The sequence below is a fragment of the Chryseobacterium sp. AG844 genome (assembly GCF_003182335.1).
GTDB classification, from domain to species: domain Bacteria; phylum Bacteroidota; class Bacteroidia; order Flavobacteriales; family Weeksellaceae; genus Chryseobacterium; species Chryseobacterium cupriresistens.
The window spans coordinates 46,811-59,379 of sequence record NZ_QGTV01000029.1 but is presented as its reverse complement, the minus strand read 5'-3'; the positions used below and the strand labels follow the sequence as shown (position 1 = coordinate 59,379).

The following is a 12,569-nucleotide window of genomic DNA, read 5'->3' as shown; positions in this document are numbered from 1 at the left end:
AAAGCACAATATACTTCCTGAGTTATTTAGCCAAAACTGTTCTCTCACCCCTTTTGCTTTGTATGTAAATTTATTCTTTTGCAAACATAGGAGCCGAAACTTAAAATATTTTCTAACATAAGTGATTAAATTTTAAAGACGTATCTTTACGTCACCAAACAAAATATTACAATATGTCATTTATAACACCGGAAGGAGCCAGGAAGGCTCAGCTATCCCTATCTGAAAGAGCACCCGTTGCTCACGCTATTCTCTCTGGGAAAGAGAACATTTCGAAATACAACAGTGGAGTATGTCATGATGTGGTTGCTTATGCATTATATATGCGTGGTGCCAGCATAAGTCCTGCTCAGCTTGCAGAATCGGCAGGACAAAAATGGTTAACCTTGTTCAATTATCCGGCGGGAGAAAAGTGGGATGGATATACCCCTATTCCGGCAGGAAAAGCCATTGGTTTTTACAGGCTTATCGACAAAACATTCTTTCATTCGGCTATTACTACGGGAAATGGTAATGAAATCCGTTCTGTTAACGGTTTTTCATTAGGATCAGCATGGAATGTACCTGTAGATATGAAATGGGTACTGGGTAAAAAGAATTCTGACGGAACCTTCAATTATGATGGTACCAAGATAGAAGTCTATATTTCTTCTTTATAACAGAATTTATATTTCAATACAATAAAAGGCAGATCAGCATATTCGCTTTTCTGCCTTTTTACTTTTTAAGCATCGGCACATTTCGGGCATATCCCGCTGATGATAAAATTATATTCCTGTGCGATAAAATGCTCCGGCAGACTGATTTCCGGAATAGCGTTTTCAATACACGTCACGGAATGACATTCCTTACAGTTGAAATGAACATGATTATGAAAATGCTGTTCATGGGTACATTTTCCACTGCACTTTGCAAAATTCACTACACCATCAATATTGACGATCTTATGTATCGCACCTTCATTTTCAAGCCTTTCCAGAACCCTGTAAATGGTTACTCTGTTGCACAGATCTCCAAGTTTCTTCTGAATATCAGAATGGGTAAGGGCAACATCCGAACTATTAATAAGGTTTAAAATTTCAGTTTTGGCGTGAGTATTTCTGACCTGTTTCATATTTTAATGCAACAAAGTTGCGTTATTTGAATTTTTATTTCTACTTTTGCAACAAAGTTACGATAAGAAAATTAATCCATACTATTATGAAATCAAAAATTCTTGATGCTGTAGGAATCTCCGCTGCTGTTTTATGCCTGATTCATTGTATTGTCTTTCCACTGTTATTAATTGTTCCATTGGGAATCTCCCATAATCCTTATATTGATCTGGTTTTCCTTTTTATAGGAGCCGTTGTGGTATTCAGAATAACAAAGAAAATGGAAAACCGGTGGCTGAAGTTTCTGTTCTGGATATCATTAAGCCTTATTTTCATTTCTATATTGACAGATTTTCTGTTTGAAGTTCATCTTCCTCTGATCTATATCGGAGCTGTCGGTTTGATTACAGGTCATATCATCAATTTTAAAAATCATAAACATTAAAACATGACTAAGAAACTTCCTGTAACGGTACTCAGCGGCTTTCTGGGAGCGGGTAAAACGACACTACTGAATCATATTCTGCATAACAAACAAGGTTTAAAAGTAGCTGTGATAGTGAACGATATGAGCGAAATTAATATCGACGCACGCCTTGTTGAAAATCAAAATACGCTTTCAAGAACTGAAGAAAAACTGGTAGAAATGAGTAACGGATGCATCTGCTGTACACTTCGTGAAGATCTTATGGTAGAAGTAGAACGTCTTGCCAGTGAAAACCGTTTTGATTACCTCCTTATTGAAAGTACGGGAATCAGTGAACCGATTCCTGTAGCCCAGACCTTTACTTATATTGATGAAGAGAGCGGAATAGATCTTTCCCGTTTCAGCTATGTAGATACAATGGTAACGGTGGTCGATTGTTTCAATTTCATGAAAGATTTTGGATCTAATGAACTACTGATGGACCGCGATCTTACTGATATGGAAGGCGACTACAGAACGATTGTTAATCTTCTGACCGATCAGATTGAATTTGCCAATGTGATTATTTTAAACAAAACAGATCTTATCAATACTGAGACACTTGGCTTTTTAAAAGCAGCAATCAGGAAGTTAAATCCGGAGGCAATCCTTTTACAATCAGAGTTTGGAAAAATTGATCCTCAAAAGATTTTGAATACACAGCTTTTTGATTTCGAAAAAGCACAGTCATCCGCTGGCTGGCAAAAAGAATTACAGGCTGATCATCACACCCCGGAAACTGAAGAATATGGAATAAGTTCACTGGTTTTCAGAGATAAAAAGCCCTTCCATCCCATAAGACTCTGGGAATATCTGAACCATCATTATCCGGAAGGAACCATCAGAGCAAAAGGCCTGTTCTGGCTGGCTTCAAGACCTGATGATGCATTGAATTTTTCTCAGGCAGGAGGTTCTTTCAGACTTGAAAAAGCAGGAGTCTGGTGGTGCAGCATGCCGATGAGTCACAGGGTTCAGTATTCTTCATTTTCAGATAATCAGAAGTTTATAGAAAGCAGATGGGATAAAAACTGGGGCGACAGGATCAATGAACTGGTGTTTATCGGGCAGAATCTGGACAAAGATCAGATGCTGGCAGATCTTCAGCAATGTCTTATTAATGAAAAAGAAGAGGAACAATTCGATAAGAAACTAAGTTTCGAGGATCCGTTCCCAAAGAATATTTAAAATTAACTTTTAATTAATGCAACAAAGTTACGATAAAGAATTAAATATAATAACTTTCGGCATTATTTCAAAAACAATATGGACAGAAGAAAATTTCTAAAAGGATCTGCAATACTTTCAGGATTATTAACCTTATCGCCATCTGATCTCTGGAGCTTCGGGAAGAATACCGAACTGCACAGGAAAGGAAAAGCTAAGAATATTATTTTTATGATCAGTGACGGGATGAGCCTTGGAACGCTTTCAATGGCAGATCTGTATTCACGGAATATTTTAGGAAAGGGAAGTAACTGGCTTAATCTGTATCATGATAAAAAGGTAACCCGTGCTTTGATGGACACCGCTTCAGCAAGTTCTGTTGTGACAGATTCTGCTGCCGCAAGTTCGGCCTTTGGAGGGGGAATCAGAGTGAAAAACGGAGTTTTAAACATCGGAGCTAACGGAGAGAAACATCTTCCGATATGGCAGCAATATAAAAAAGCAGGAAAGAAAGCAGGCTGCGTGACTACTGTAACCATTACTCATGCTACTCCTGCCGGATTCTGTGTAAATTCTTCGAAAAGAAATGCTGAACCCCAAATTGCTGAAATGTACGCCGAGCTTGAACTCGATGTGCTCTTAGGTGGTGGAGACGAATTTTTTAATCCCTCCAAAAGAGAAGACAAAAAAGACCTCTATTCTGTTTACAGCAAAAAAGGATACAGAATTCTGAAAACACAAAATGACCTGAAAGAAATCAAAGAAGGAGAGAAGCTGCTAGGTATTTTCAATACAGGAGCATTGCCTTACAGCATCGACAGAACACATCTTCCGGAATATAAAAACACACCCACTCTTGCTGAAATGGCCAATACTGCTATCCGTCAGATGAAAGATCATCCCGAAGGTTTTGTTCTTCAGATCGAGGCCGGAAAAGTAGACTGGTCTGCCCATGCCAATGACGTAGCAGCACTCATCCATGATCAGCTGGCACTTGATGAAGCGGTGAAAACAGTCATGGATTTTGCTGAAAAAGACGGAAATACTTTAGTCATAATCACTACAGACCATGGAAATGCTAATCCGGGAACTATTTACGGGGCAGAGGCTACTACACATTTTAACAGCATTGCAGAATACAAATACACCAATGAATACATTCTGAACAAGATTAACAAAGATGATTCGGTAAAAGATATTAAAGACTGGATTTATGAAGGCAACAAGATTACTCTGAGTGACGATGAAGCCAGGCATATGCTAAGTTTCTACAATGGTCTTGAAAAAGAGGAAGCGGGACTTTATAATTACAAGAAACTGCCTTTTAAACTGTATTCAGAAATTCAGAAAAGCAGAAATTCCGTAGGATGGATCAGCATGGATCATTCTGGAGATTACGTGGAAGTCGCTGCTTACGGCCCCGGAAATGAACTTTTACAGCCATTTATTAAAAATACAGACCTTCACGATCTGATGCTGAAGGCCTGTCTGGTATAGACATTCATATTTTTTCATATTTAATTATTTGGGAGATACGAGGCGGATTGATTGTGTCCGCCTTGTTTTGTATCAACAGGGGTTTAGATTTCCCCCATTACAAACATATTTTCCATAGTAGGAACATTACTTCCACCTGCTTTTTCAAGTGTAATGGCAAAAGCCTGCGCTTTGGGAATATTGGCCAAAGCAATTTTGCTGTCTTTATCTTCAGTGTACATTCCTGCATTGATCGGTTTTCCATCTTCTATGGCCCAAAGCTGATACTGCATTCCTTCGGGAGCTTTAGGAAGTTTTTCCGCATTCAGATACACTTCTTTTGTTTTTTTATCCCAGAAAACCATTGCTTTGGCGTCTGTGTGCTTCTCTACGCCCTTCAGCATCACCATCTGCATATCGGGATTGGAAATCATATCCATCTTTCGGTTCATTTTTTCCATAGCCTGATCCTTCTGCTTTTTATCAGCTATCATTAAAGCTATTTCTTTTTGGCTGGCAGACTGGCTGTTCATCCAGAATACATTTCCGGCAACACTTACCAGAAATAATACCGAAGCTGCTATAGCATAGGTTTTCCAGGGAGTGCTTCTCTGAATCACCTTTCTGTCTGTATTATTTTCGGCCTGTCTTCCTACTTCAGGAATATCTGGTGAAAGAGCAGGAGTTATTTCTTCAACCACCTGTTCCTGCTGAATTTTGTTCCAGATCTTCGATTTCAAATCATCTGGAGGTGTTACAGCCTGAGCTGTAGCAAGATGTTCCAAAGTTTTCTGTGCTTCTTCAAAAGCTTCTTTTACTTCAGCATTATTCTTCATCACACACTCCAAAATCCCTGCTTCCTCAGGAGAAGCATGGCCAAGAATATAAGATTCTATAATTCCGGATGATATGTATTCTTTAGTGTTCAATTTATTGATAATCTTTTAGCAAATCCTTTAATTTCATCAGCGCATTCCGCATTTTCGTTTTTACCGTTCCCAGCGGTATCTTCAGCTTTTCTGATATTTCATGTTGGGTATATCCCTGATAATAAGCAAGGTCGATGAGCTCCTGTTTATCTGTTTCCAGACCTTCCAGCACGTTGTTAAATCCGATATAATCGGAAGAATGATTAGTCGTTGAAAGCTCTGCAGTATTATATACGAAATCCGGAAGTGCTTGGTTTTTAAGCTCATTCTGGAAAGCTTTTGATTTTAAATAATCAATGGCTGTATTCCTGGCAATATTGATGATCCAGGTATAAAACCTCCCTTTGGAAGCATCATACTGATGGATAGAATTCCATATTTTAACAAAAACATCCTGAATAACTTCTTCGGTATATTCCTTAGACTGAACGATACGAAGAATAATCCCGTACAACGCACCGGAATAGTGGTCATACAGATAATGAAAACCAGTTTCGTTTTTCTCTTTCAATAAAACGATAAGCTCCTCTTCAGAATAGGTTGTTTTAATAGCTTTTATTTTTTCTTTCCAAATGTAATAAAATAAAACACATAGACAATAAAATCTAACACATCTTTTATTTCGTACACAATTTTATATAAATCATTGAAAAATATTCAATATCAGAAATTCTAACCTGTAAAGCTATAGAATAATCCTATTGAGAATATCATTATTGTACCTCAGAATTGGTTTAAAAAACGGTTTTTAAAAATCGAAAGTATTATAAAATCACTATGGATTTAAAATTAATAGACTGAAAATCAATATGTTAAAATAAATTTATTTTTTTTTCAATCTAAAATAAAACCAACCTCGTAAATGACATTAAAAGCACGAATTAAATATAATTAACAAAAAAAATAACTACAATGAACACACAATCAAAAATCACAGTTCTAGCAATGGTAGCTCTATCATTTGCATTCAGTGGGAAGGTAACTGCACAAACGATGAAAGAAAAAACAGTAATGGTAGGGGGAGCTCCTATGTATCCTTCTAAGAACATTATTGAAAACGCTGTCAACTCAAAGGATCACAAAACCCTTGTCGCTGCAGTAAAAGCTGCCGGCCTGGTAGAAACATTACAGGGTGCGGGACCTTTTACAGTATTAGCACCTACGGATGCAGCCTTTGCCAAACTTCCGAAAGGTACCGTAGAAAACCTTGTAAAACCTGAAAATAAAGCGATGCTTACTTCTATTTTAACCTATCATGTTCTTCCAGGAAGATATAGCGCTAAAGAAATATGGGCCGCTGTAAAAGCAGGAAACGGAAAAAGCATGATGAAAACTGTACAGGGTGAAGATCTTACATTCTGGACAAAAGGTAAAAATCTTTACATAAAAGACGCAAAAGGAAACAGCGCCAAAGTAACGATTGCTGATGTGAATCAGTCTAATGGAGTGATTCATGTAATCGATACAGTATTGATGCCATAACAAATTCCAAGATTTCAAACAGCATATTCCAATGTGCTGTTTTTATCTCTTATTTATCCAACACTAAAAATAAATACTATGAAAAAAACAATTCAGGTTTCTAATCAGGGTGCAACCCTTGATACCAGCAGAAGAAGCTTTTTAAAACTAAGTGGAGTAGGATTGGCTATTGCAGGCCTTACCATCATCGGATGTAATGATGATGATGACTTCCAGATTATAGAAGAATCAAAGTATGATCTTGGAACCGGAGATGTAGGAGTATTAAATTATGCCTATGCTTTGGAACAGCTTGAAGCAGATTTTTATACGAAAGTGGTCAACAATTTTTATACAGGAATTTCAAGTATTGAAAAAGAGATTTTTACAGACCTCTATCATCATGAGGTGATTCACAGGGATTTTTTCAAAGTTGCCATTAGTGGTGCGACAGATCATGTGCTTCCCAAGCTTGAATTCCAGTATCCGAATGTGAATTTTAATGATAGAAATTCAGTACTGGCTACAGCAAAGGCACTGGAAGATACCGGTGTTGCAGCTTACAATGGAGCAGGAAAATACATTTCCAATCCGGCTTATCTCGTTATTGCCGGTAAAATAGTTTCTGTGGAAGCCAGACATGCTTCTGCTATCAGAAATTTAATCAATCCCGGATCTGCAGATTTTTCAGGAGATGATGTGATCGATGCCAACGGACTTGATCTTGCCAAAGAGCCGAAAGATATCGTAATGGCTGCCGGAGCATTTATCAAAACACCATTTACCTGGAAAGAAAGAGGAATCAACTAACATCAACCTAAAAACTCACATTATGAATATTCTTAGATTACTGGATAAACTTTCTGATGATAAATTTTTCACCAAGGAAGCATCAAGATTAGAAACGATTACTGATATTTCATTATTAGGGAAAAAAGCAGCTACAGCAGCTGTACCCCTTGGTTTGGGTGCTATGATGGCCACTCCTGCCAAAGCAGAAACTACCAAAACAGCATTAACAGGTACTGCTTTAAAAAGTACCCTTACAGATGCTTTACAACTGGCGCTGGTACTGGAATATCTTGAAAATGAATATTACAGCATAGGATTGTCAACCCCGGGACTGATTCCCAATGGAGACAGAACCGTCTTTATGCAGATTTCAAAGCATGAATCGGCTCATGTAAGTTTTTTGAAAAGTACACTGACTTCTTTAGGAACAACTCCCGGAAATAAACCTATTTTTGATTTTACAGCCGGCGGAAACTTTATGCCTTTTACAGATTATAACCAGTTTCTTATCCTTGCGCAGGCTTTTGAAGATACCGGAGTGAGAGCTTACAAAGGGCAGGCAGGAAATGTGATGTCCAACAAAGTGGTTCTGCAGGCAGCGTTACAGATTCACTCCGTTGAAGCCAGACATGCCTCACAGGTAAGAAGAATGCGAGCGAATAAAGGATGGATTGAGCTTGCCAACGGAGGAAGTATGCCCTCCGCCACCAATCCGGTTTACGCAGGAGAAGAAAATACCAACCAGGCAGGTTATAATACCGGAACTTTATTTGGTGCCGCAGCAGGTTCTGCAGCCTACGACGAAATTTTAAGCGGCAGCGATGCACAAGCCATTGCTTCCCTGTTCATAGTATAGTTGTGATTTGGATGATGATAAGTGGTGAGTCCATTTCCGTATTTTCAGGGAATGGACTTTTTTCTAAATCAATCCTCAGGCCTTAAGAAAACACATAATCAACATCTTATATTCATCCCGATTCATCTTTTAAGTACCATATTCACTTATGGTGCTTTTATTTTCATAATGCTCGTTATTTCAATATAAATACAGAATTCACGTAAGCTAATTTAAAATAAATACACATATAGCTTTATTAACATATTTACTGTAATAGAATACAAAATTATTTCGTAATTTGGTTTACTTATTAAAATAATAATTTAAAGCGCTTAAAAATATTTAAAATATAAACTTTAAGACCTTGATTATCATTTTTTAATAATCAAAAAAGAAAAGTCTCTAATTGTTGATATAATATATGAAGAAGTATCCAATTCCTGCGAATGAAGAAAGCCGAATGAAGAAACTGGAGTATTTTGGTCTTTTAAATCTTGAAAAAGACCCCCAGTTAGATATTTTCGCAGAAACAGCGTGTCTGGTGACAGACTGCCCGGCAGGGCTTATTGCCATGATGGAAAGCGAAACCCAGACCATCCAAAGCTGTGTGGGGCTTGCTCTTGATTTTGTAGACAGGAAGAATACTGTATGTCAATACTCTATCGCCAGTGGTGATATTGTTATTATCAACGATACTTTATTAGACGAAAGATCTTCTGATAACGCAATTATTCTGGCAGGTGGAATCCGGTTTTATGCGGGAGTTCCCCTGATTGATGATGAGGGATTTGTATTAGGAACACTCTGTGTTATCGACTACAAACCTAAAACAATTACAGATGATCAGATTTCAACCCTGAAAAAAATAGGGGAGGCAGTCACAAAAGTTCTCATGGGAAAAAGGAAAAATCTCCAGGCTGAGTATTTTCAGCAGACTTTTACCATTTCCAATAATCTGATCTGTGTTCTGGATAAGGATTTTGTGCTGAAGGATGTGAACCCGACTTTTGAGAAGGTGTTTCAATTAGATAAAGCAGAGGTTATTAATCAGAATTTCATGGATCTGATAGGGAATCACAATTCTCAGCTGCAAATGCTTTCCAAAAATCTTCCCGATACCGATGAAGAAGTTACATTTACGACTTCAACAAAGATAGATGATACTCAAACCATCATTATTGAATGGTATTTAAAGCTCAATCAAAACCACTCGGAGATTTTTTGCTTCGGAATCAATATCACCCAGCGTATCGAAGAAAAGAATAAACTGGAAAGCTCTGAACGCCGCTTCAGAAGCTTCTTCGAAAACGCCATAGGATTGATGAGTATGCATGATATGGAAGGTAATATCATTGCTGTCAATGAAAAAGGAAGAGAAACCCTGCAATATTCTTCTGAAGAAGTAGAAAGATTGAATTTAAGAGACCTTGTTCCCCAAAAAAACTGGCACCTTCTCGAGCAATATCTCGAAAGAATCAATAAAAACGAGGAAGATTTCGGAACCATGATCCTGAAAACAAAAGGAGGTGAAGAAATGATCTGGATGTATCACAATCTTGTGGAAATCAACAAAGAAGGAAATCCTTATGTGGTAAGTACTGCCCTGAATGTTACTGAAAGAGTAAGTTTGGAAAAAGACCTTGTTCAAACCAAAAAGATGCTGGAACAGACAAGTGCTGTGGCACAGGTGGGTGGATGGGAAGTCAACCTGAAAAACAATACCGTTTTTTGGTCACAGTCTACCAGGGAAATCCATAAAATAGATAGAGATTTCCAGCCCGATTTTGAAAATGCACTGGGCTTTTACAGTGAAAAAAGTAGGGAAAAGCTGGAGTTTTTATTCGAAAAGGCTGTAAAAGAAGGCGTTCCCTACGATGAAGAATTACAGCTTATACAGAATGACAGCGTGATGATCTGGGTAAGGGTAAAAGGGATCCCGGAATTTGAGGATGGAGTATGCACCAGAGTGTACGGAATCATTCAGAATATTGATACCTTCAAAAATATCTACCTGGAACTGGCTAAAAAAGAGGCTATGCTGCAGTCTTTTGTAAAATACGTACCTGCTACAGTAGCCATGTTTGACAAAGATCTCAATTATGTTTCTGTAAGCAGAAGCTGGAAAGATGAGTTTCAGATGAATGACATCAGGCTTATTGGTGAAAATATGTTTAAGATATCGCCCAATGTACCGGATGAAAGAATAAAAATATATCAGGATGCACTGGCCGGAAAGGCCTATAAGAATGAAGACATGGCCATAGAAATTCCTGGTAAAGAAATCATTCAGCATTACAGCGTAGAGGTGACACCATGGTATCTTTCCAATCATGTTATAGGAGGAATTATTGTTTCTGCCCAGAATATTACAGCCTCAGTAAGAATCAACAGAGAACTGAAAAATGCCAAGAAAATGGCAGATATTGCCAGTAAAGCAAAAACTGAATTCCTGGCCAACATGAGCCATGAAATCCGGACTCCGCTGAACGGAGTAATCGGTTTTTCCGACCTTCTTTTAAAAACTCCATTGAACGAGATACAGACTCAATATCTCCACTATATTAATGAATCAGGAGAAAATCTGTTGAATATCATCAATGACATCCTTGATTTTTCTAAGGTAGAATCCGGAAAAATGGATCTTATTGTGGAAAAAGCCAATATTTACGACATGGTAAGTCAGGTAATCAATGTTATCCTTTACCAGTCGCAGAAAAAAAATATAGAATTGCTGCTGAATATAGAACCGGGACTTCCTGAAACAATCTGGCTGGATGAATCAAGGCTGAAACAGATTTTGATCAATCTTCTTGGAAATGCCGTAAAATTTACAGAACAGGGAGAAATAGAACTTAAAGTAGAAAAACTGAATCTGGACAGCAAAAATATCACCCTGAGATTTTCCGTAAGAGACACCGGAATTGGTATTCCTAAGGAAAAACAGCAGCATATTTTCGATGCCTTTACCCAGGAAAACAGCTCAATCAGCAAACGCTATGGAGGAACAGGTCTCGGATTGACCATCTCCAATAATATTCTGAAATATATGGGAAGCAGCTTGTCATTGGTAAGCGAACTTCATAAAGGTTCTGTCTTCTATTTTGATATAGAGGTTCCTTATGAAATGTCCGACCGTCATGAAGATGAAGAGCTGCCAATCAATAAGGTTCTTATCGTAGATGACAATGAAGCCAACAGGATTATTATTCAGCACATGCTGGCTTATAAAAATATAGATTCAAAGCTGGCTGCCAATGGAATGGAGGCGCTTCAGATCTTACTTGCGGGAGAACGCTTTGATGTTATCCTGATGGATTACCATATGCCAATTATTTCCGGGCTGGAAACCATAGAAAAAATCAAAGACCTGTTTAATCAGCAGAATGAATCCTCACCTTTGATTATCCTTCATACCTCATCTGAAGAACATGATGTGATTAATTATTTCCGTCAGGAAAGCGATTCATACTTCCTGTTAAAACCTATTAAATCAGAAGAACTCTATAAAACATTAAGCCGGGCTGTGAAAAATACGGAAAAAGACGTAACCAGCATTTCACAGCAGGAAACCGAATCTTCCTTTTTGATGCAGTCACCACAGGTTTTACTCGTGGACGATAATCCGGTTAACATGGTTCTCAACCATAAAATGATAGGTTCATTGATTCCTGATGCGGAGCTTACAGAAGCTACGGATGGGCTCCAGGCATGGCAGCTTTGTCAGGGAAAAAAATTCAATATCATTTTAATGGATGTCCAGATGCCGGTAATGGATGGTATTGAAGCTACAAAACAAATCCGTTTGCTTCCGGAATATTCTGATATCCCAATTATTGGCGTCACTGCCGGTAATGTACTTGGAGAGAAGGAAAAGTGTCTGGATTCCGGGATGAATGACTTCCTTCCTAAACCTTTAAGACAAAATGATCTGCTGGAAATACTGAAAAAATACATTCCTGGTGAAAATAATGTTCCAGAGGAGAATAATGTTCCGGACGAGAATACCACAGATACAGAAAATGATCTCGATATAAATCTTCTGAACGAACAGATAGGTGATGATGATGAAGATTTTAGAAAAATATTCCTGGATCTTGTCATGCAACAGCTTACTCAGGCTGAAGAAGATATTAAAAAACACGCAGCTGAAAAAGACAGTACTAATCTGAAACTGATCCTTCACAAGCTTAAAGGAACAGCCGGAACAGCGGGGTTGGTAACACTTACAAAAAATACGGCCAGCTGGGAGAGTAAAGCGGAACCCGACATGGATTTTATCTCCATGGAAAAAGAAATGATCCGGGAAATAACAAAAGGATTACAATTAATTAAAAATTTAATACAATAAA

The 12,569-nt window shown here is 37.9% G+C and carries 11 protein-coding genes; 8 read left to right on the top strand and 3 right to left on the bottom strand.

Going from position 1 to position 12,569, the window contains the following annotated elements:
• Positions 1-173 precede the first annotated feature (173 nt).
• Positions 174-659 (top strand): hypothetical protein, encoded by a 486-nt coding sequence (locus DEU40_RS20660; RefSeq protein ID WP_110011594.1) that lies wholly within the window; start codon positions 174-176, stop codon positions 657-659.
• Between the two features lie 65 nt (positions 660-724).
• Here DEU40_RS20660 and DEU40_RS20655 read toward each other — a convergent pair whose 3' ends face one another.
• Positions 725-1,114: a Fur family transcriptional regulator gene (locus DEU40_RS20655; RefSeq protein ID WP_110011593.1), complete on the bottom strand. Its 390-nt coding sequence runs from the start codon at positions 1,112-1,114 to the stop codon at positions 725-727.
• A gap of 86 nt (positions 1,115-1,200) precedes the next feature.
• Between DEU40_RS20655 and DEU40_RS20650 the strand changes: the two genes are divergently transcribed.
• The 3 genes from DEU40_RS20650 (at position 1,201) to DEU40_RS20640 (ending at position 4,221) form a co-directional block, all read left to right on the top strand.
• Positions 1,201-1,539, top strand: a complete 339-nt coding sequence (locus DEU40_RS20650; RefSeq protein ID WP_110011592.1) for a MerC domain-containing protein — start codon at positions 1,201-1,203, stop codon at positions 1,537-1,539.
• A gap of 3 nt (positions 1,540-1,542) precedes the next feature.
• A complete protein-coding gene (locus tag DEU40_RS20645; RefSeq protein WP_110011591.1) occupies positions 1,543-2,745 on the top strand; it encodes a GTP-binding protein in 1,203 nt (400 codons plus the stop codon).
• Positions 2,746-2,823: 78 nt separating this feature from the next.
• Complete coding sequence (locus tag DEU40_RS20640; protein WP_110011590.1) at positions 2,824-4,221, top strand: alkaline phosphatase; 1,398 nt, start codon at positions 2,824-2,826, stop codon at positions 4,219-4,221.
• 83 nt (positions 4,222-4,304) lie between these two features.
• Here DEU40_RS20640 and DEU40_RS20635 read toward each other — a convergent pair whose 3' ends face one another.
• Both DEU40_RS20635 and DEU40_RS20630 read right to left on the bottom strand, forming a co-directional pair.
• Positions 4,305-5,129 (bottom strand): anti-sigma factor domain-containing protein, encoded by an 825-nt coding sequence (locus DEU40_RS20635; RefSeq protein ID WP_110011589.1) that lies wholly within the window; start codon positions 5,127-5,129, stop codon positions 4,305-4,307.
• Position 5,130: 1 nt separating this feature from the next.
• Positions 5,131-5,640, bottom strand: a complete 510-nt coding sequence (locus tag DEU40_RS20630; protein WP_228406587.1) for an RNA polymerase sigma factor — start codon at positions 5,638-5,640, stop codon at positions 5,131-5,133.
• 401 nt (positions 5,641-6,041) lie between these two features.
• On the opposite strand from DEU40_RS20630, the gene DEU40_RS20625 reads away from it, so the two are divergent.
• From DEU40_RS20625 to DEU40_RS20610, 4 genes are all read left to right on the top strand, one after another.
• Positions 6,042-6,611, top strand: coding sequence for a fasciclin domain-containing protein (locus DEU40_RS20625; protein ID WP_110011588.1), 570 nt, complete (start codon positions 6,042-6,044; stop codon positions 6,609-6,611).
• Between the two features lie 78 nt (positions 6,612-6,689).
• On the top strand, positions 6,690-7,400 hold the full coding sequence (locus tag DEU40_RS20620) for a ferritin-like domain-containing protein (protein WP_110011587.1): 711 nt from the start codon (positions 6,690-6,692) through the stop codon (positions 7,398-7,400).
• A gap of 22 nt (positions 7,401-7,422) precedes the next feature.
• Entirely contained in the window at positions 7,423-8,238 is an 816-nt protein-coding gene (locus DEU40_RS20615; protein ID WP_110011586.1) for a ferritin-like domain-containing protein, read from the top strand.
• A gap of 403 nt (positions 8,239-8,641) precedes the next feature.
• Positions 8,642-12,568 carry a response regulator gene (locus DEU40_RS20610; RefSeq protein ID WP_110011585.1) on the top strand — a complete coding sequence of 1,309 codons (3,927 nt, stop codon included), beginning with the start codon at positions 8,642-8,644 and terminating at the stop codon, positions 12,566-12,568.
• Position 12,569: the final 1 nt, after the last annotated feature.